Annotated in this window: 15 protein-coding genes, 1 tRNA gene and 2 pseudogenes; 6 read left to right on the forward strand and 12 right to left on the reverse strand. The window is 64.4% G+C overall.

The features are described from left to right. The first annotated feature begins 64 nt into the window (after nt 1–64). Entirely contained in the window at nt 65–553 is a 489-nt protein-coding gene (gene moaC, locus LXE91_RS02060; RefSeq protein ID WP_039360597.1) for a cyclic pyranopterin monophosphate synthase MoaC, read from the forward strand. Nucleotides 554–665: 112 nt separating this feature from the next. On the opposite strand, the gene LXE91_RS02065 is transcribed toward moaC, so the two are convergent. The 9 genes and pseudogenes from LXE91_RS02065 to recA all read right to left on the reverse strand — a co-directional run bounded on the left by LXE91_RS02065 (nt 666) and on the right by recA (nt 9824). Next, complete coding sequence (locus LXE91_RS02065; protein ID WP_039360594.1) at nt 666–1004, reverse strand: TonB family protein; 339 nt, start codon at nt 1002–1004, stop codon at nt 666–668. 454 nt (nt 1005–1458) lie between these two features. Further along, the gene (locus LXE91_RS02070) at nt 1459–3234 is read right to left on the reverse strand and encodes a PglL family O-oligosaccharyltransferase (RefSeq protein ID WP_039360592.1); all 1776 of its coding nucleotides are present in this window, start codon (nt 3232–3234) and stop codon (nt 1459–1461) included. A gap of 153 nt (nt 3235–3387) precedes the next feature. Then, nucleotides 3388–3984 carry a pilin gene (locus LXE91_RS02075; protein WP_039360590.1) on the reverse strand — a complete coding sequence of 199 codons (597 nt, stop codon included), beginning with the start codon at nt 3982–3984 and terminating at the stop codon, nt 3388–3390. 97 nt (nt 3985–4081) lie between these two features. After that, on the reverse strand, nt 4082–4786 hold the full coding sequence (locus tag LXE91_RS02080) for a TerC family protein (protein WP_039360587.1): 705 nt from the start codon (nt 4784–4786) through the stop codon (nt 4082–4084). 156 nt (nt 4787–4942) lie between these two features. Further along, nucleotides 4943–5824, reverse strand: a complete 882-nt coding sequence (gene sucD, locus LXE91_RS02085; RefSeq protein ID WP_006477916.1) for a succinate--CoA ligase subunit alpha — start codon at nt 5822–5824, stop codon at nt 4943–4945. A gap of 69 nt (nt 5825–5893) precedes the next feature. Continuing rightward, nucleotides 5894–7058 (reverse strand): annotated as a pseudogene (gene sucC / locus LXE91_RS02090) (ADP-forming succinate--CoA ligase subunit beta). A gap of 68 nt (nt 7059–7126) precedes the next feature. Further along, nucleotides 7127–7735 carry a DUF2889 domain-containing protein gene (locus LXE91_RS02095; protein WP_039360581.1) on the reverse strand — a complete coding sequence of 203 codons (609 nt, stop codon included), beginning with the start codon at nt 7733–7735 and terminating at the stop codon, nt 7127–7129. Nucleotides 7736–7881: 146 nt separating this feature from the next. Continuing rightward, nucleotides 7882–8751 carry a recombination regulator RecX gene (recX, locus tag LXE91_RS02100; protein WP_039360578.1) on the reverse strand — a complete coding sequence of 290 codons (870 nt, stop codon included), beginning with the start codon at nt 8749–8751 and terminating at the stop codon, nt 7882–7884. Continuing rightward, on the reverse strand, nt 8751–9824 hold the full coding sequence (gene recA / locus LXE91_RS02105; protein ID WP_039360574.1) for a recombinase RecA: 1074 nt from the start codon (nt 9822–9824) through the stop codon (nt 8751–8753). The genes recX and recA overlap by 1 nt, the downstream gene beginning before the upstream one ends. Nucleotides 9825–10012: 188 nt before the next feature. On the opposite strand from recA, the gene LXE91_RS02110 reads away from it, so the two are divergent. The 5 genes and pseudogenes from LXE91_RS02110 to LXE91_RS02130 all read left to right on the forward strand — a co-directional run bounded on the left by LXE91_RS02110 (nt 10013) and on the right by LXE91_RS02130 (nt 16324). Next, complete coding sequence (locus LXE91_RS02110; protein WP_039360681.1) at nt 10013–10741, forward strand: response regulator transcription factor; 729 nt, start codon at nt 10013–10015, stop codon at nt 10739–10741. Between the two features lie 17 nt (nt 10742–10758). Beyond that, nucleotides 10759–12314 (forward strand): annotated as a pseudogene (locus LXE91_RS02115) (sensor histidine kinase). Nucleotides 12315–12550: 236 nt separating this feature from the next. Further along, complete coding sequence (locus LXE91_RS02120; RefSeq protein ID WP_039360567.1) at nt 12551–14209, forward strand: MFS transporter; 1659 nt, start codon at nt 12551–12553, stop codon at nt 14207–14209. A gap of 159 nt (nt 14210–14368) precedes the next feature. Beyond that, nucleotides 14369–14445, forward strand: a tRNA-Met gene (locus LXE91_RS02125). Nucleotides 14446–14620: 175 nt separating this feature from the next. Then, nucleotides 14621–16324, forward strand: a complete 1704-nt coding sequence (locus LXE91_RS02130; protein ID WP_052760030.1) for a site-specific integrase — start codon at nt 14621–14623, stop codon at nt 16322–16324. Nucleotides 16325–16507: 183 nt separating this feature from the next. Here the strand turns inward: LXE91_RS02130 and LXE91_RS02135 are convergent, their stop codons facing one another. The 3 genes from LXE91_RS02135 to LXE91_RS02145 all read right to left on the reverse strand — a co-directional run bounded on the left by LXE91_RS02135 (nt 16508) and on the right by LXE91_RS02145 (nt 20913). Further along, nucleotides 16508–18739 carry a hypothetical protein gene (locus LXE91_RS02135; protein WP_039360564.1) on the reverse strand — a complete coding sequence of 744 codons (2232 nt, stop codon included), beginning with the start codon at nt 18737–18739 and terminating at the stop codon, nt 16508–16510. Continuing rightward, nucleotides 18736–19923, reverse strand: a complete 1188-nt coding sequence (locus tag LXE91_RS02140) for a hypothetical protein (protein WP_039360561.1) — start codon at nt 19921–19923, stop codon at nt 18736–18738. The genes LXE91_RS02135 and LXE91_RS02140 overlap by 4 nt, the downstream gene beginning before the upstream one ends. Before the next feature lie 198 nt (nt 19924–20121). Next, on the reverse strand, nt 20122–20913 hold the full coding sequence (locus tag LXE91_RS02145) for a DUF6710 family protein (protein WP_135370778.1): 792 nt from the start codon (nt 20911–20913) through the stop codon (nt 20122–20124). Nucleotides 20914–20947: the final 34 nt, after the last annotated feature.

Consider the following 20947-nt stretch of genomic DNA (forward strand, 5'->3'; position numbering starts at 1 on the left):
CCCGGCCAATCACGATGCGCGATCGCGGGACGTGCTCGCGCACGCCGTTCCACTAGAGGAAGACATGTCAGGACTCACCCATTTCGACGCCGCCGGCCATGCCCACATGGTCGACGTCGGCGGCAAGCAGGAAACCCAACGCATCGCGATCGCGCGCGGCACGATCCGGATGCTGCCGGCCACGTTCGCCCTGATCCGCGACGGCAAGGCCAAGAAGGGCGACGTGCTCGGCGTCGCGCGCATCGCGGCCATCCAGGGCGCCAAGCGCACGGCCGACCTGATCCCGCTGTGCCATCCGCTCGCGCTGACGCGCGTGGCCGTCGAGTTCGAACTCGACGACGCGCTGCCGGGCGTCCACTGCATCGTGCAGGTCGAGACGTTCGGGCGCACCGGCGTCGAGATGGAAGCGCTGACCGCCGTGCAGGTCGGGCTGCTGACCGTCTACGACATGTGCAAGGCCGTCGATCGCGGGATGGTGATCACCGATGTGAGCGTGCGCGAGAAGCGCGGCGGGAAGTCAGGGGACTGGAAGGCGGAGGAACCGGCGGGCTGAGTGGCCCTGCGGCGGTCGATCCGGTCAGAATCGCCAACGGCCTGCCATTGCCCGGCCGGATGGCGTGCGCACCGAACCGTATGCAGGCTCCCCCGGTTCGTCAGTTACCGCGCTACGGCTCGAACACGAACGGTTGGGTCAGCAGGAACGGGTTCGCGGTCGCCCCCGTCTGCGTGCAGGTCGCGTGCGTCATCGCGTCGACGGCCGCACGATCGGCCGCCGCGTTGCGGCTGCTCGTCGTCACGGTGACGTTCTGCGCTTCGCCGGACGTCGTCATCAGCGCGCGCACGAGCACGGTCGCCGGGCGCGTGAGCGGCTTCGCGGTATCCGGATAGACGGCGCGCGGAATGTGGCACGTCAGCTTGCTTTCCTGCGACGACGACAGCATCGCGCAGCCGGAAAACAGCATCGCGACGGCGGGCAGGATCAGGTAGGTCGAGCGAATAGCCATGGTCGAATATCGTTCTTCAGCACTGTTCCGGACGCACGCGCCGCGCACCGGAACACGCCGCCCGGCCGCATCGCATGCGTCACATTGCGCCGCGGCCATCGGACCGGCGCCCCGTTACGGCCGCACGGCCGATCGATCCTCGGCCGCGATCCTGCGTGGCGGACTTCCCGGGTCGCCCGGGTGTTGCCTGTGTTCGCGCTGCCCTCGCCTCACTCGGGTCGGCACGCGAGCGCTTTCACGCATTGTGCACGCGCGGCCCGGCGAGCGGCGGCGATTTGACAATGGTTGACGCGAATCGCCGGGCCTTCAGCCGGAATCCACGCAATCCGCAAGGTAATCGATGCGCGGCCGGATTCGCCGGATTCACGCCGGGCGCCAACACCCGACGCGCATCGCTGATCCCTCACGGCGCGGCTCATGCCGGAATTCCCCGTTCCGGCAGGCGCTACGTACATCAATCCGAATCGTCGTCCTCGTCGTCGGCCGCATCGGCCGGCACTTCGCCGTATTTCGCGACGACCGCCGCCTTGAACGGCTTCAGCGCCGGCTGCTGGTCGCACAGCTTGTACAGCGCGGCCAGTTGCTGCGGCCAGTCCTTCAACTCCTTCGCAAACACGTGCAGGCGCGCGACGGTGTCGAGCGCGTCGGCCTCGCGGCCGGCCAACGCCTGCAGGGCCGCATAGCGGCGCAGCACCGTTTCGCCGGGCAGCAGCGCGATCGCGCGCTCATGGGCGGCGAGCTTGGCCGGCAGGTCGTCCGCCGAAATCGGGAGCAGCGTGGCCGCACCGTATTCCCCCCAAGCGCCGAACAGCAGCGACGGCGCATCGCGGTACTGCGCAGCCGGATCGCTGCCGTAGTACAGCACTTCCGCGCGCTGGTAGTCGCGCAACACCGGCACCGCCGCCAGCACGCCGCCGACCGACAGCACCGCGAACAGCCCGAATGCCGCACGCCCCGGCAGGACGCGCAGCGACTTCACCTCCAGCAGCCCGATCACGAACATGGCCGGCAACAGGAAGAACATGTACTGCTGCGGATACTCGACCAGCGCGTGCATCAGCAGGATGCCGATCAGCGCGAAGCCGAACACGCGCATGCTCGACTGCGGCGCGCGCACTGCGCGCACGAACCACGTCACGAGCGCGACGACGAGCACGCCCAGGCCGACGAGGCCGGACTTCGCGAGCAGGTCGATGAAGATGTCGTGCGAGTTGTTCGCGATCTCGACACCGCCAAGCGAGCGCACGAGCGCGAACTGGTGCGACGGGAATTCGCCCCAGCCGACACCGAGCAGCGGATGTTCGCGGAACATCGCGAGCCCGTACTTCCACAGCGCGAGGCGCGGTGCGATCTGCCCCGCGTCACGCATCCGGTCGGCCGCGGATTCCGCGAGACCCAGGTGGTAATGGACGTTCGCCCAGCGCACCACGACGTTCACCGCGATGAACGCCACCGCGAGCACGACCGGGATCGCCCATGCGCGCGCATTGCCCGGCGCGCGGCGCGATTCGAGCCACGCCATCCAGAAGCCCGCGACGACCATCACCGCGACCTGCAGCCACGGCCCGCGCGACACCGTCAGCGCCAGACCGACGGAGAGCACGATCGACAGCGCGAGCCACGCCCATACCGCGAGCCGGCGCGTCTGCACGAGATACAGCGCGCCTGCGAGCGCGAACGCGATGTAGCTGGCCAGATGGTTCGCCTGCGCCATGTTGCCGTACGGACGGCGATCGACCGCGACGTTGTACACCACGACGAACGGCGACAGCGCCGACTCGAGGTGGAACAACTGCACGATCTGCGTCCCGACCGCGAACACGCCGCCGACGAGCAGCGCGCCGGCCATCATCCGCGACACGGCCTCGGCCAGCCCGTCGCGCGCGAGCACGTAGCCGGCCTGCATCGCGACCAGCGCGGCGGCGAGATAGCCGACCGCCAGCCAGTTCATCGACGGTACCTTGAGCGGGATCAGCGCGACCTGCGCGATGAGCACCGCGGCGAACCCAAGCGGCGCGACGAACGCGGCCGGCGCCGCAAACGGCTCGGCCGCGCGGCCCGTACGCGCGAGCAGCACGACGGACACCCCCATCAGCAGGTACAGCACCAGCGCGGAAAACTCGGAATAGAAGGTCGGGATCGGATACGTGTGATTCGTGATCGCATACGGCACGATCAGGGCGACAGCCAGCGCAACGAGCGGCAACGAACGGGAAAAAGTAGAAGGCATGAGCGAACCGGATGTCAGCAACCGGCGCACTATACAAAACTTTCCCCCCTCTGTGCGGGGCCTTCGCGCGGCGCCCCGTCGCGGCGCGAAGGCCCCGGCCGGCTGACGAGGCGGCCGGCATGCTGTCCGCGCCGCTCTGCTCCGCCACCGGCGCTACGCGCGACACTCCGCCGGCGCATATTTCGCGGGCAGCGTCGCCGCGTCGCCCGGCAGCGGCCCTGCCCCCGGCGCGGGCAGCGATGACGCCCCCTTGCCGGCGGCGAAGCACTCCCACGCGATCGTGCCGGCCTGCATCGCGCCCTTTTTGAGCGGCACGCGTGCGGTGGGCGCATCGGCCTTGTCGGGCGCGGACGGTACGAGCACCAGCGTATTGGTGCCGGCCGCGGCGACGCGCGCGGTGAACGCGACCGTGATCTGGCCGGTCTCGCCGTCGATCACAACCGATTCGACGTTGCGGGTCGCGGCCGGCGGGCTATAGCCGCCGTCGAGGCTCGCGCCACTTGCGGCGTTGTCGGCGACGGCGAGCCGCGCGGACGACGCCAGCGCAAGCCCCTCGCCGACGCGCGAGCGCGCAAGGTAATCCTGGTACGCGGGAATCGCATAGGCCGCGATCACACCGACGATCGCCAGCACGATCATCAGCTCGATCAGCGTGAAGCCGGCCGGCCGCCAGCGCGGCGACGGCCGGTTCGCGCGCCGCAGATCGGCGGCCACGCGACGGAACAGGGAAACGGAAAAGGCTTCGAACATGGCAGGCTCCGGAAACGAAAAACGCCGGCCGGTAAAGGCAGGCGTCTCGATCGTAGCCAGCGGGCCGTGAATCCGGCAGTCGGCCGGACGGCCAATGTCAGTGCGCGTGCGGTACGTCGCGGCGCTTCCGGAGCGTATAACCGATCGCCACCACGAACAGCGCGCCCGCGATGCTCGCGCCGTAAAGGACCTCCGGCGTATCGAGCACCGGCCAGCGGTCGCCGACCGGGTCATTCACGATCAGCCCGCCCGCGATCCAGCCGAGCAGCCCGGCGCCGAATGCCACGAAGATCGGGAAACGGTCGAGCAGCTTCAGCACCAGCGTGCTGCCCCACACGATGATCGGCACGCTGACGACGAGCCCGAAGATCACGAGCGCGATCCGGTGCGACGGGTCGGCCTGTTCGGCCGCACCCGCGATCGCGATCACGTTGTCGAGGCTCATCACCGCATCGGCGATCACGATCGTCTTCACGGCATCCCACAGCCGGCTGGCCGGCTTGATGTCGTCGTGCGAGTCGCCGGCGGGCGCCATCAGCTTGATGCCGATCCACAGCAGCAGCAACCCGCCACCGAGCTTCAGGAACGGCACGTCGAGCAGCGCGACCGCGAACGTGATCAGCGCGACACGCAGCAGGATCGCCCCCGCGGTGCCCCACACGACGCCGCGCACCCGCTGGTTCGCGGGCAGGTTGCGGCATGCGAGCGCGATCACGACGGCGTTGTCGCCGCCGAGCAGGATATCGATGATGACGATCTGGAGAACGGCGCCCCAGTGGAGCGACGTCAGGAATTCGAGCATGGCGTGACGGGCAGGACGGCGGCCGCCCGCGGGCGACCCGGTTCATTGCCGGCACATGCGCGATGCATGCCCGGTGCTTACGAATTCATTGCGCGAGCATAACAAAAAACGCCGGCAAAGCCGGCGTTTTCTGCAGGACGAACCCAGGTGGAAATATTACAGCGCCTTCTTCAGCAGACGGCCCATTTCCGACGGGTTGCGCGTGACGGTGATGCCGCACGCTTCCATGATTTCCAGCTTCGCTTCGGCCGTATCCGCACCGCCCGAGATCAGCGCGCCGGCGTGGCCCATGCGCTTGCCCGGAGGCGCCGTGACGCCAGCGATGAAGCCGACCACCGGCTTCTTCATGTTGTCCTTGATCCACTCCGCCGCATTGGCTTCGTCCGGACCACCGATTTCGCCGATCATCACGACTGCGTCCGTGTCCGGATCGTCGTTGAACATCTTCATCACGTCGATGTGCTTCAGACCGTTGATCGGGTCGCCGCCGATACCGACTGCCGACGACTGGCCGAGGCCGAGTGCCGTCAGCTGGGCAACCGCTTCATACGTCAGCGTGCCCGAACGCGACACGACGCCGATGCGGCCCTTGCGGTGGATGTGGCCCGGCATGATGCCGATCTTCAGTTCGTCCGGCGTGATCGTGCCCGGGCAGTTCGGCCCGAGCAGCAGCGTCTTGCGGCCTTCGCGACGCATGCGGTCCTTCACTTCGATCATGTCGCGCACGGGAATGCCTTCCGTGATGCAGATCGCGAGATCCAGATCGGCTTCGACCGCTTCCCAGATCGCAGCCGCTGCGCCTGCCGGCGGAACGTAGATGACCGACACGGTCGCGCCGGTTTCCGCCTTCGCTTCCTTGACGCTTGCGTAGATCGGAATGCCTTCGAAATCTTCGCCGGCCTTCTTGGGGTTCACGCCCGCGACGAATGCTTCGCGGCCGTTTGCGTATTCACGGCAGGCGCGCGTATGGAACTGACCGGTTTTGCCGGTAATGCCCTGCGTGATGACCTTCGTGTCCTTGTTGATCAGAATCGACATGTATTTTGACCTCTGTTCGATTGGCGTCGCGTATGAACCGCGCCGCCATGCGTGTTCATTAGCGCGCGCTTACTTGCCTGCGGCTGCCGCGACGACCTTCTGCGCAGCTTCTTCCATGCTGTCCGCCGAGATGATCGGCAGGCCCGAATCGGCCAGCATCTTCTTGCCGAGGTCCTCGTTCGTGCCCTTCATGCGCACGACGAGCGGCACGTTCAGGTTCACGGCCTTCGAACCGGCGATCACGCCTTCCGCGATCACGTCGCAGCGCATGATGCCGCCGAAGATGTTCACGAGGATCGCCTTCAGATCCGGGTTCTTCAGCATCAGCGAACGCTTCCGTGACCTTCTCGGTCGTCGCGCCACCGCCGACGTCCGGGAAGTTCGCCGGCTCGCCGCCGAACAGCTTGATGGTGTCCATCGTCGCCATCGCCAGGCCTGCGCCGTTCACGAGACAGCCAATGTTGCCGTCGAGCGAGATGTACGCGAGGTCGAACTTCGACGCTTCGATTTCAGCCGGATCTTCTTCGTCCAGATCGCGGTACGCGACGATTTCCGGGTGGCGGAACAGCGCGTTCGAGTCGAAGTTGAACTTCGCGTCGAGTGCGATGACCTTGCCGTCGCCGGAAACGTTCAGCGGGTTGATTTCAGCCAGCGATGCGTCGGTTTCCCAGAATGCCTTGTACAGGCCTTGCAGGATCGCGCGCGCTTGCGGAATCGAAGCAGCCGGCACGCCGATCTTCGCGGCGAGGTCGTCTGCCTGCGCGTCGAGCAGGCCCGTCGACGGCTCGACGATGACCTTGTGGATCAGTTCCGGGTGCTTTTCGGCGACTTCTTCGATGTCCATGCCGCCTTCGCTCGAACCCATCAGCACGATCTTCTGCGAGATGCGGTCGACGACGAGGCTGACATACAGTTCCTGCTTGATGTCGGCGCCTTCTTCGATCATCAGACGGTTGACCTTCTGGCCTTCCGGACCGGTCTGGTGCGTGACGAGCTGCATGCCGAGGATCTGGTTCGCGTATTCGCGGACCTGCTCGATCGACTTCGCCACCTTCACGCCGCCACCCTTGCCACGGCCACCCGCGTGAATCTGAGCCTTCACGACCCAAACCGGGCCGCCGAGCTCTTCTGCCACCTTGACGGCCTCGTCAACCGAGAACGCCGGCTTGCCGCGCGGTACCGCGACTCCGAATTTCCGCAGGATTTCCTTACCCTGGTACTCGTGAATCTTCATGCGTGATTCCCTTCAGTCTGAGAGTTGGATGAAAAGTCGCTTTAGACGCTTCTTCGAATGATTTCCGTTCATTCCTTCGTGCTGCCTTCACCGGGCACGTCCGGCCGGCTCGCGCCATACCAGCGCGGGTAGTACTGCCGCACGACCTCGCCGTCGAACCGCAACGCCCGGCAGCGGCCGAGCTGGAAAGGCGCTTCGTCGTGCACGCCGTCATGGTCCGGCCCTTCGCCCCCCTCCTCGCGCACGTTCCACACGTCACCGGCAAACGCCTGGATCGCTGCCGTCGGCAGCACGGCGCACAGTTCGGTGAGATGGGAGCAGCCTGCGACGCCGGCGAGCAGCCGGTTCGCGTTGCGGCGGAAATTGCGGAAGAGATTGAGCCCGATGAGGGCCCGATAGGCGGGAGTGGCGGATTGACAGTGACCGGGATAGGGAACCCATTCCGAAGACGCTTCGGCGTCGACGACATTGAGGTCACGATCGATAGTCACGCGCAGCCAGAGTTCGTGGATCGGCAGGCCCTGGGGCCGGATGCCCGACGCAAGCGCGACATCGCGCGGCTTGTGGTCGGTCAGGCAGGCTTCGATGTCCCACAAGCCGTCGCCGCGCTCGTAAGCTTCCGCTCGGATTGCGCGTTGATGTCGCAACTGACGGGGCACGGGCTCGGATAGCGGCATGCTGGAGGTTGAGGCCGAAGAGGAAAACCCACGGATTTTAGCATATTGGGTATTTGAGACAGTTCGACGCGACGGCGGGTATTCCCGCCTGTCCGGAAGCGGTTGCATTGCAGCAAAATCGCGCGCCACGCGCGCGATCGGCGCGATCAGTCGTCGACCAGGAAATCGTCGCCGACCTTCAGCAACTTCACGATGGTCGCACTCGAGAAGCCGCGCGCGGCGAGAAAGCGCGCCTGCTTCGCACGCTCGGCCGGCGTTTGCGGCAGCGCACCGAATTTCTTGCGCCAGACCGCCTGCGCACGCGCCCATTCGGTCTCGCGGAGCTGGGCATTCACCTCCTCGACGAGCGTGTCGCCCACCGCATGACGCTTCAGCTCGCTGACGATGCGTGCGACGCCGACGCGCGACGCGCGACGATGCACGAGACTCTCGGCAAAGCGCGCATCGGACAGCCAGCCCTCCTGTTCCAGCGCGTCGAGCACGGGGTCGACGGATTCGTCTTCGCCGACGTAGGGCGCGAGCTTGCGCGCGAGTTCCGTGCGACTGTATTCACGCCTGGATAGATAGCCGAGCGCGCGGCCCTTCAGCGATCGCTGAGGTTTCGATGACTTGCGCTCGGTAGCGCCCGGAGCGTCACCTGATGAAGTACTGGAAGAGGCACCCGACGCGCGACGTGTGCGGCGCGGATGCTGGCTGCTGCGCGTATAGACATCTTCCCTGGCCGGCGCCGATGCATCGGCTGCGCGATCGCCCGGGAAGCTGACACCGGACACACGGCGGCGGGAGCGGTCGTGCGCGTCGAACGATTCATCGTCGTCGAACGGATCGACCGGTGCGGCAATCTCAAACGAAACGAGGGCATCGTCGGATGCCCTCGTCGCTGTGCGGTTCGCGGCATTGCTGCCCGCGCCCCGCCGATCGGCGCCCGAGGATCCGGCTCGCCGGCCGGAGCGACCCGCCGTTTCGGGCGCGTCGCTCTCCTCCGGCTCGCCAGCCTGACCTCGGCGCCCGACCATCACTCTTCTTCGTCCATCGCCTCGGCTTCGTCCTGGGCTGCACCATCGGGCATGGTGACCACGCCAAGCGATTCGCGAATGCGGTTCTCGATCTCGCGTGCGATTTCCGGATTTTCGCGCAGGAATTCACGCGCGTTGTCCTTGCCCTGGCCGATCTTCTCGCCGTTGTAGCTGTACCAGGCGCCCGCCTTGTCGACGATCTTCGCCTGCACGCCGAGATCGATGATCTCGCCCTGGCGCGAAATTCCTTCGCCATACAGGATGTCGAAGATCGCTTCGCGGAACGGCGGCGACACCTTGTTCTTGACGACCTTCACGCGGGTTTCGTTGCCGATCACCTCGTCGTTCTTCTTGATCGAGCCGATCCGGCGGATGTCGAGACGCACCGACGAGTAGAACTTCAGTGCGTTACCGCCCGTCGTGGTTTCCGGGTTGCCGAACATCACGCCGATCTTCATCCGGATCTGGTTGATGAAGATCACGAGGCAGTTCGTGCGCTTGATCGTGCCGGTCAGCTTGCGCAGCGCCTGCGACATCAGGCGGGCCTGCAGACCCGGCAGCGAATCGCCCATCTCGCCTTCGATTTCGGCCTTCGGCACGAGCGCCGCGACCGAGTCGATGACGATCATGTCGATCGAGCCCGAGCGCACCAGCGCGTCGGTGATTTCAAGCGCCTGCTCGCCGGTGTCCGGCTGCGAGATCAGCAGCTCCGGCACGTTCACGCCGAGCTTCGCTGCATATTGAACGTCGAGCGCGTGCTCGGCGTCGATAAACGCTGCGGTGCCGCCCAGCTTCTGCAGTTCGGCAATGACCTGCAGCGTGAGCGTGGTTTTACCGGACGATTCCGGACCGTAGATTTCGACCACCCGGCCGCGCGGCAGGCCGCCGACGCCGAGCGCGATATCGAGACCGAGCGAGCCCGTGGACACGACCTGGATGTTCTCGGCCGCCTCGCCGTCGCCCATGCGCATGATCGAGCCCTTGCCGAACTGCTTTTCGATCTGGGCAAGCGCGGCGGCCAGCGCCTTGCTCTTCTCGGCGGTCATCCCGGAGCCCTTCTTGCTATCTTCCATGAATCGTCCTTTGCTATGATGAGCAGCGTCTGTTAGAGGCGCGCCCACTTTCAAGCGCTGCCCACGAATTCAGACACTGTATAAAAAAACAGTGTTTTGTGCAAGCCCGCAATGCAGCGCGTTGTACACGAATAACTTTGGAGACAGCCGGCCGGCGCGAACGCCCCGCCGGCCCATCGGTCAGCACCATGCGAATTCTCATCGCGGAAGATGACAGCATACTCGCGGACGGCCTCACCCGGTCACTCCGCCAATCGGGCTATGCGGTCGACCACGTGAAGACCGGTATCGACGCCGATACCGCGCTGTCGATGCAGACATTCGACCTGCTGATCCTCGATCTCGGGCTCCCGAAAATGCCCGGACTCGACGTGCTCAAGCGCCTGCGCGCCCGCAACTCCAACCTCCCCGTGCTGATCCTGACGGCCGCCGACAGCGTCGACGAGCGCGTGAAGGGGCTCGACCTCGGTGCCGACGACTACATGGCCAAGCCGTTCGCGCTCAACGAGCTCGAAGCGCGCGTGCGCGCGCTGACCCGGCGCGGCGCGGGCGGCGGCCCGACCGTCGTGCGCCACGGCTCGCTCGCGTTCGACCAGGTCGGCCGCATCGCGTATGCGAACGATCAGGTCCTCGACCTCTCCGCGCGCGAGCTCGGCCTGCTCGAGGTGCTGCTGCAGCGGATCGGCCGGCTCGTGTCGAAGGAACAGCTCGTCGACCATCTCTGCGAATGGGGCGAGGAAGTCAGCAACAACGCGATCGAAGTCTACGTACACCGGCTGCGCAAGAAGATCGAACCCAGCGGCGTACGGATCTCGACCGTGCGCGGCCTCGGCTATTGCCTCGAGAAGGTCGCGCCCGCCGCGCCGGCCGACACGGCAGCGCCCCAGCCCGCGGTGGCCGGCACGCCGCTGCGCTGAACCCGCGCGTCGCCGCGATGGCCACGCCGGCCCTACCCGCCACCCGACCGGCGCGCCGTCATCGGCCGCCGATGAGGCGCGCGACACGCGCTACGAGAACCCGTTCGCGCCGCCCGACGAAACCGATGCGCCCGAGGCGCCGCGCCCGCGCTCGCTCTTCGGCGAGATCCTCGACTGGATGCTCGCGCCGCTGCTGCTGCTGTGGCCGATGAGCATCGCCGTCACCTATCTGGTCGCAAAGACGATCGCGAACGGCCCGTTCGACCGCGCGCTCGAGACCAACGCCTATGTGCTCGCGCGGCAGATCCATCCGGTGAACGGTGTCGCCGAGCTGACGCTCCCGGAGCAGACCCGCGACTTCCTGCGCGCGGACAACGTCGACAGCGTGTATTTCCAGGTGCTCGGCACGCGCGGCGAACTGGTCGCGGGCGAAGCCGACATGCCGCTGCCGCGCGACGAGGACCGCCCGCCGCCGGGTGTCGTAATGTTTCGCGACGACCTGCTGCGCGGCAACGACGTGCGCGTCGCGTATACGACGGTCGCGCTGCCGCAATCGGGCAGCCCGCAGCCCGTGCTCGTGCAGGTCGGCGAAACGCTGGACAAGCGCAATGCGCTCGCGAACGACATCATCAAGGGCGTGATCCTGCCGCAGTTCGTGATCCTGCCGCTCGCGATCCTGCTGGTCTGGTTCGGGCTGTCGCGCGGGCTCGCGCCGCTCAACGCGCTGCAGGCGCACATCCGCGCGCGGCGGCCCGACGACCTGTCGCCGGTCGAGGCGCAGCGCGCGCCGCCCGAGATCGAGCCGCTCGTGACGTCGTTCAACGACCTGCTCGCCCGTCTCGAGCAGAACATGGCGCTGCAGAAGCGTTTCATCGCCGACGCCGCCCATCAGATGAAGACGCCGCTCGCGGGCCTGCGCACGCAGGCCGAGTTCGCGCTGCGCCACCCCGTCCCGCCCGACGTGCAGCGCTCGCTCGAGCAGATCGCGACGAGCTCCGAGCAGGCCGCGCGGCTCGTCACGCAGTTGCTTGCGCTGGCGCGCGCCGAGAACCGCGCGAGCGGGCTGACGTTCGAGCCGGTCGAGATCGCCACGCTCGCGCGGCGCGCGGTGCGCGACTGGGTGCAGGCCGCGCTCGCGAAACGGATGGATCTCGGCTACGAAGGCCCGCCGGACTCGCCGGACGACAGGCCGCTCGACGTCGACGGCAATCCGGTGATGCTGCGCGAGATGCTCGGCAACCTGATCGACAACGCGATCCGCTACACGCCGGACGGCGGCCGCATCACGGTGCGCGTGCGCGCGGAGCCCACGGCGCGGCGCGTGCATCTCGAAGTCGAGGACACGGGACCGGGCATTCCGGCCGCCGAACGCGAGCGCGTCGTGGAACGCTTCTACCGGATCCTCGGCCGCGAAGGCGACGGCAGCGGCCTCGGGCTCGCGATCGTGCGCGAGATCGCCACGCAGCACGGCGGGACGCTGACACTCGACGATCACGTCTACCAGCAGGCACCGCGCCTCGCCGGCACACTCGTGCGCGTCAGCCTGCCGCTGACCGAAACCGCCCCGGATTAACCCTGACGTGCGCCGCCGCAGCACGCCACGATTGAATCAAAATCGGAAATTTAACGGAAAAACGAAGCACTTCGCGGCAAGATAGGCGCACAAAACCGTCTATTCGGCGCGGGTTAACCTGCAGTCGTTTTGCACGCGCGAGTCAGTCGGCCGTAAGTTTCCGTACCAATAATCCTCGACAGGCCCGCCCACCCAAGGCGGCCGCACATCTATATCAAGGGACTTGGAGACGACTCATGGCAACGTTAGGCGGGCAAATTTCGCACGCGCCGATGACGGGCGAAGAGAAGAAGGTCATCTTCGCGTCGTCGCTCGGCACCGTGTTCGAGTGGTACGACTTTTACCTGGCCGGCTCGCTCGCGGCCTACATCAGCAAGAGCTTCTTCTCCGGCGTCAATCCGACCGCCGCATTCATCTTCACGCTGCTCGGCTTCGCCGCCGGCTTCGCGGTACGGCCGTTCGGCGCAATCGTGTTCGGTCGCCTCGGCGACCTCGTCGGCCGCAAGCACACGTTCCTCGTGACGATCGTGATCATGGGCGTCTCGACGTTCGTGGTCGGCTTCCTGCCCGGCTACGCGTCGATCGGCATCGCCGCACCCGTGATCTTCATCGCGATGCGGCTGTTGCAGGGTCTCGCGCTCGGCGGCGAGTACGGCGGCGCGGCGACCTACGTCGCCGAGCATGCGCCGGCCAACCGTCGCGGCTTCTACACCGCGTGGATCCAGACGACCGCCACGCTCGGCCTGTTCCTGTCGCTGCTCGTGATCCTCGGCGTGCGCACGTTCATCGGCGAGGAAGCGTTCGGCAGCTGGGGCTGGCGCGTGCCGTTCGTCGCGTCGATCCTGCTGCTCGCGGTGTCGGTGTGGATCCGGATGCAGCTGAACGAATCGCCCGTGTTCCTGCGCATCAAGGCGGAAGGCAAGACGTCGAAGGCGCCGCTGACCGAAGCGTTCGGCCAGTGGAAGAACCTGAAGATCGTGATCCTCGCGCTCGTCGGCCTGACCGCCGGCCAAGCTGTCGTGTGGTACACGGGCCAGTTCTACGCGCTGTTCTTCCTTACGCAGACGCTGAAGGTGGATGGTGCGAGCGCGAACATCCTGATCGCGATCGCCCTCCTGATCGGCACGCCGTTCTTCCTGTTCTTCGGTTCGCTGTCGGACAAGATCGGGCGCAAGCCGATCATCCTCGCGGGCTGCCTGATCGCGGCACTGACCTACTTCCCGCTGTTCAAGGCGCTCACGCACTACGCGAACCCGCAGCTCGAGGTCGCGACGCAGAAGGCGCCGATCACGGTCATCGCCGATCCGGCCGCCTGCTCGTTCCAGTTCAACCCGGTGGGCACGTCGAAGTTCACGAACTCGTGCGACGTCGCAAAGAGCGCGCTCGCGAAGGCCGGCCTGAACTACGAGAACGTCGCGGCACCGGCTGGCACGACGGCCCAGATCAAGGTCGGCGACACGGTGATCCCCGCCTATGAGGGCAAGGCAGCCGATGCGAAGGCGCAGGGCGCGGCGTTCGACAAGACGCTCGCATCGACGCTGAAGGCCGCCGGCTACCCGGCGAAGGCGGACCCGGCACAGCTCAACTGGCCGATGACGATCGTGATCCTGACGATCCTCGTGATCTACGTGACGATGGTCTACGGCCCGATCGCGGCGATGCTGGTCGAGATGTTCCCGACGCGGATCCGCTACACGTCGATGTCGCTGCCCTATCACATCGGCAACGGCTGGTTCGGCGGCTTCCTGCCTGCAACCGCGTTCGCGATCGTCGCGGCGAAGGGCGACATCTACTCGGGCCTCTGGTATCCGATCGTGATCGCGCTGGCCACGTTCGTGATCGGCCTGCTGTTCGTCAAGGAGACGAAGGACTCGAACATCTACGCGCAGGATTGAGGTTGGGTGCGCAGCGGGGGACAGTCGGCGGATGGTCTCGTTCCGGAGGCCGGCTCCCGCCCGCAATGAAGGCCGGCACGGGCCGCCGGTAACTTTTTTCGGGAAAGATGGAAAAAGGTATTGACAGCCGGCCGGCCGATCGACATAATTCAAGTCTTCGGCGAATTAGCTCAGTCGGTTAGAGCGACGGAATCATAATCCGCAGGTCCGGGGTTCGAATCCCTGATTCGCCACCAGTTGTAAGAAAAAGCCGCTGCTTCTCACGAAGCAGCGGCTTTTTTGTTCTGGAACGCCGGCAATGCGCCCAAACAGGCGCATTACGCATCTAAAGCGGCCAACCGTTTTAGATGCGGGCGATTTTCCGGGCGCGGGTGCTACACGCCACTGTTACCTCAATGTGGAGAGCACACCGTGAAACACCCCTACCTGACCACCCGCGCCGATTCGACCCATTACTACTTCCGTCGCAAGGTGCCGCTCGAGCTGCGCGCCCAACTCCAGAAAACTGAAATTTGGGTGAGCCTGGAAACGCCGTGCCGGACCGAGGCCATCACCCGCCTGCCGATGGCCGCCCTCGAGTATGAGCGCCTCGTCGCTCCGGCGCGGGCGGCGGCCGCCTCGGCCGCTATGGCCGCAGACGCCTGGTTGCCGCATGGAATGCGCGCCGTCGACGACGAGCCTCACCCATATCACCCGACCGTGCAACCGCCGGGCACGACCCGACTTCACGCACTGCACATTCCCCGACTTGTCGAGCGCTACACCGTCAACGCGCTGGCGAACGATGACGAAGTACGTCCGACTTACTTCGAGAAAGAAAGCGACGAAGCCGAAGCCGACAAAGACGACTACGACGACGAGGCACACCGAACCTTGTTGCTCGAGGCTCGCAAGCAGCTGCGCCGGGCCCGGGCGTCGGACGACTTTTCCGACGTCCGCGAGGCCGTCGAGGAGCATCTGACGTGGGAGCGCGCCTGGCTGCCCGCGGCGTCGGCCGAGTTCGCTACTTTGCTGAAGGCCATCGCCGACGCGCAGCTGGCTGTCGTGGAAGAAGAACTGCGGCGCCTCGAGGGCGACGTCAGCGAGACGCCCGAACTGATTCCGCTGGTCGACGAAAACGATACATGGGAGGCCGCGCTGAAATGCTGGAAGGAGGAGCGGATGCCCTCGCCGAAAACCGTCAACGACGTGACCAGGCAGGTACAGCGCGTCAAGTCGCATGTGGGCGACCTGCCCCTGTCGGTCCTGACGCCCGACCACGTTGAACGATTCAAGACGCTCTGCCTCGAGAAGGACGACGTCGAGCATGGCCGCGTGAACACGATTCTGTCGCTGCTGTCGCCCCTTATCACGCTCGCCATGCGCAGGAAGCTGACGAAGCTGGCCAGCAACCCGTTCAGCGGCATGAAATATCCCGCCAAGGTGGTCGAACTCAATCGGGCGACGGTACGCACCGCATTCACGATGGACCAGTTGAACCAGGTCTTCTCCTGCCCCGTGTATACGCAGGGCCATCGTCCGGGAAAAGGAGGTGGCGAGGCAGCCTACTGGCTGCCGCTGCTCGGCCCGCATACCGGCGCCCGGGTCGAAGACCTGTGCCGGCTCACGGTCGCCGACGTGGTCCAGCGCGAGAGCGTATGGTGTCTGCACCTGCACGACTCGAAGCGCGAGGCCCGCACCGGGAACCGGACTGTCATGCGCCACGTCCCGGTCCACCGTAACCTGCTGCGACTTGGCTGGCTCGACTACGTCGAATCCCACCGGCCAGCCGGCGGCTCGGCGTGGCTCTTTCCCGACCTCGCGACCAACCAGTATGGCAAGCGGAGCGCTGTGTTCTCCACCTGGTTCAACGCCTATTTGCGCTCGCCCATCGGCATCGAGGACCCCGCGCTCGTTTATCACAGTTTCCGCCACACGTTCCAGACGTGTGGCGAGCTGGCCGGCATCAGCGGGCAGGTCATCGACGAACTGATTGGGCACGCGCCTGACAGCCGTTATGGCAAGAAGGAAGACGGGTTCAAACGGCTACCGTTTGCACTGCTCATCGAGGCGATGGAGAAGCTCGATTTTCCCGGACTCAAACTGGGGCACCTGCCCTATGCCGGCCGGACGTAATCCGGCATCGGGGCGCCGCGGCGCCAGCCTGTTTCTGAATCAGCCAGCCGCATGTGCGGCTGGCCCTGCTCGGCACCCAGCGCGGATAGTTGAGCTAGCGTAGACGAACTGGAGCCCACCGCCGACAATGCTAGGCAGACGAAAGGGAAACTAGTCACAAACCAGCGTCTAGTGCCCTCGCCATCAGAACTCAGGCGGCAAATCCCGGGTATCGGGAGGGGCGTCAAAGCCGAGAAGGACCCGAATGAGACGAAGTCTCGGCGTGTCAGCAGGAAGCAATTCGCGCAAATACCCATCAAGCTCCTGTCGGTGGCCTGACTGTAATCTCAACCTCTGCGTGAACAGCGCGAGAGCAAACTCGGCGGCCGCCTCCCCTTGACGCTTGTCGTATTGAGCGAAGATGCTCTTGAGCAGGTCGAGCATGAACTGGCTTGCGTTATGCTCCTTCGAATAGTCGAGCTCCCCTACACGCGCGCACCTCAGCAATGCCGCCTGAATGACGCCGTCGTTATACCGCGTGAAGTTCTCCGGGTCCAGAATCACATGCTGGAACGCATCGGTCGACAATCGTAGAGCTTGGTCCTTGAACTTGCCCTCCCTGGCGTTCTGCAGTATCGCCCCTGCCATGGCGACGACGCCCGACGTTGTATCCGCCGTGCCGGGGTCGTATGCAAAGTCCCAGAACGCGAAGTCGAGCCGTAGCCTCATCGGTTCTGTCAGGTCTGAATTGAGCCCGATAAACGTCCGGGCATTCATCCCCATCGCTGTGCCATCGAGCTGGGTGAATCGCTCCTCGTACTCGGCACCAAACTCGCCCGGGGCATTCTGCAGCAGTCTTGCTTCATCTGCGAACGAGTCCCGGAGGCCTGCGCCAACGGCTATGTGCGCAAACCGATGGACTTCGATGTTGGCCTCATTAGCGGAGTACTTCAGATTTCCCGTCAACACCCTTATCTGACTTGTCGTTTCAGCAACCTGCGCGCCAATCAGATAGGTACGTGCTCCCTCGTGGAGGTCCCTGAGGTCACGGCTTATTGATAGCAGGCGCGTGCCTCTACCTGCCACAGCTGCCACGATGAGAAGGCCGGCGTCTCTTCCGATTTCACCGGCGCGCACCTCTATTTCGGCTTCGCTGATGACAGGCACCTGGTCGAGCCTCATCATGATTTCGGTCAGGCGCTGCGCGCACTCCAGAGCGAGGGCCCGGGACGCCTCATCGTTTTGATGGATGATTGCGTGGACCGACGCCGGCGTCCTCTGCCTAAGCATCCGATACAGCCACACATCGAAGCCAGGGGCTCCGAGAAGCTTCGTTCCGTCCACATAAAGGGGCCGGATTTTCCCGTTGGCGGTGCTGCGGCCCAGAACACCGAGCGCGCCATTGCCCACGAACTTGCAGCAGAAGGCTTCTGCGTTCACCTCTTTGTGCTCTTTCCGTAGAAGCACCGACTTCGGCATCAGGTCGGCCGGCGCAAACCGCTCTCCCACAATCGGCAAATCTCTTAGATGCTGCGCCGCCTGCTCCACGCCAGAGCCTTGAGGCCGTGGCAGCGCAAAAAGAGCGTTCTCCCGCCCTTTCGCGTCCTCGAGCGTCAGGAGCGTCACCACTTCCTCTTGATGGCAACGCGTTCGCTGTCGCCAATCTCTTTCAAGATTCAGCGACGACGACGCTGATATCAGGCAGAAGGACGTGCCGGAGAGCGGCGTGTCGACATGTTCGATACCGTCGTGCGAATGAAAGCTCACAACTCGAGGCTGCGACGCGCCGTAGAGCGTGCAATACATATCGCGCAGCGCATACGCAACACTCGCGATACCCATCGAGTCGATGTATATGACGTCGAGGTCCCCCTTGCACATGTCAGCTCGCTTTTTCAGCTTATGCAACAAAGCGAACGCAAGGAACTGTACGCCCTCCACTTCCGTCAATGCTTCTTCCGTTCGCAGGAACAGAGTCGAACGCTTCTCCGACGGCTTGACGAACGTGAAGCCGGGCGGCGCCGTGACGAGCACGTGATGCGAGGAGAACAGCTTCTCGAGTCCTGCGGCCCGAATCGCATGTGTTCTGTCGCGAAGCATCGAATCCAGTCGCGTGACCTGGTTTCGCAGTTGCTCGTGTAACCGGATGGTGCCTTCACGGTCGAAAACACAGATGCACAGGCAAACCTTTGTGGAGGTCCTGGCGGCCGCCTGCTGCAGCACGGGTTCGTCGAAGCGCAGTTTAATTGCGTCGGCTTCGGTCGAGGAACAGACAATCGCGACTACGTCGGGCGCGTTGACCGTCTGCAAGCCATACTCAATCGCATCCGCGAGATACGTGTCGTGCAACTTGCCCGGAGGTTTGAAGAGAAAGTGAAAATTCCGGATGGGACCCGCTACAGGCAAGGCACAATCGAACGTGAAAAATCCCTTCATAGCAGGACCTTCGTCGCAGGCACCACGATTGAATAACAGGCGCCAGCTGCCATGGGAAGCTCCGGCCGGTCCTTGAGCCAGTGCTTCGGTTCGAACGACACCTGCTCTTTCGGTACAGAAAAATCTTGGGTCAAACAGACCCTTCCGGTCCGCAGACGAAGGTATGCGTTCAGTTGCTGCAAGGTTTGCAAGACGTGAGAAAGGCCGCCGCCGCTGCCCGCGGTCGTCTTTGTGGTCGCATGTAGCTCGAAACACTTCCGAACGAGTGACACCTCTTCATCGATTGAGACACTCTGAATCTCCTCACCAGCTTGACCATGGCGGGAAAGCCAGCGACGCGCGAGCCCGGGCCCGGTGTCGACGACGGTTAGCTCCAGCAGAGATGTCTGCTTGCTGGCCTCCCGTTTCCCTTCGGCGTTGGCATACTTACGCCGATTGGCAATGTTGTGCATCAGGAAGAACGCGAGCGGCGGGTCTTCCTCGCCAAGGTGGTCGGCCGCGTCCTTGGCCTCGTACGAAATAAACTTGGCCATGACAGCACGCAAGCTCTTCACGTAGGGCCTGCCTTGCTCGTCCGTGGTTGCGTGTTCGTCTGTGTTGCGGAAAAGTTCGTAGAGGAGAGTTCCCAGAGCGACGCGCGAAGCCTCCGTCATCTTCTGGCCGGCAGTCGGCGCGCACGCAGCAATCAAACGGGAGGTCAGGTTTACGAAGTCGTCTCGCGACCGGACAGCGCCGACCTCTGGCCGAGAATACAGTGGGATAAGGAATTCATTCTTCGCGCGAGCGAAGCAACCCAGAAATGCGCCTCGCCCGTGCATCGTGCCGCGGAAGTTGCCGTTCTGCATTGCTTCAATTCGAGGAACTGCGTTCGCCAACGCTTCGCGGGTAGACAACGGTTCGTCAGCGCCAGTCTCGATGATTTCGGAGAAGTAGGCAGCAGCCATGCCGTGCGGCTCTTTTGCCAAGGCCTCCTGCGCATCCGTCGAGCCTCTACCGTAAGGCCTCAAGGTCGGGTGCTCGATGGTGCGTGACCACTCGGCGAGAAATTGCATGAGCGAACCCGGCACGCCAACGTTCCCGCCGAACCTCAAACTTGTCTCGAGCCGCAAAGCTGGACTCTCCGATAGCAGCTCGTACGCGCCCTCGATGTCCCTGAGGCTGGTCGCACTGGGAAATGTAATCATGTCGTTTCGGTCCGCGCTTCGCTTTTTCGGAAACTGCGTTCAGGTCGTCGTCCGGTCAGATGCATGAGACTACCAGAGGATGTCGGAAATCACGCTCCCATCTACCGATATCGCGGCTTGCAACTCGATGTGAGTGGCTAGGAGGACCGTCGCACAACGCATTGCCGGCCGCTAAATGCGACGCTAATAGAGTGACTATCAGGCGGGTTCCGAGACGCAATTCGCCTTTCCACTGCGGCTGAGGTTCAGTTGTCTCATTAACCGCCCTATTTCGAATACGGCTGCAATGCGTTCATCGTCTACCGCCGCTATAGTCTTCCGGCTCGAGGTTTCTCGATAATATCGGCCGTCGCACTCGACCAAATCGAGCAACGCCGACATGTCACGGACTTCGCCCGGAGTGACCTCTCCCTCTCCGGCGATGATTCCTGCGGCGATAGAATGATTCCCGCCTCCGACGAAGCTGATTCCCCAAGGCAACCACAACATGACCTGATGATTCGGGTCTTGCCTCCATTTACCCATCGACTTGCCTCGGCCGATGTGAGCAAGCGCACTTGCGATGCGTTGCCGGTTCCATGGCCAAGGAAGTATCGTGTCTTTTGCCAGATTGACCCTGAATGCGCCCGGCGCGAGCTTTACGCCGATTCCGTAGCTCAACGGGGTTATGCGACGGTCGTCGAAAAAGAAGCTCGACGAAACGATACTTGGAGGAGCCTGGTGGGCAGCGTTTTCAATGACACCGACCAATGCCTCGGCCTGGTAGGGACGCAGCAACAGATTGACAAGGTCGTGCAGCGCGGCCGGATTCCGTTGAGCAATCTCGCGCGCCATGTCCATGATGTTCTCAAACTGCGAGCGCCGCTTTCGTCCCAAGAAGCACCGGACTCGTGAAATCACGACACGCCCCATTTCGATAGTGGCCTCGTATGCGGTTTGTTTCATACCGTACCCCGAAGTTGGAAAATTGTTGTGTTGCGGCAGCTCCATTTTGTCTGCTTGCTGCCCTCTGCTTGCGCAGACA

Source organism: Burkholderia contaminans, from assembly GCF_029633825.1.
GTDB lineage: Bacteria > Pseudomonadota > Gammaproteobacteria > Burkholderiales > Burkholderiaceae > Burkholderia > Burkholderia contaminans.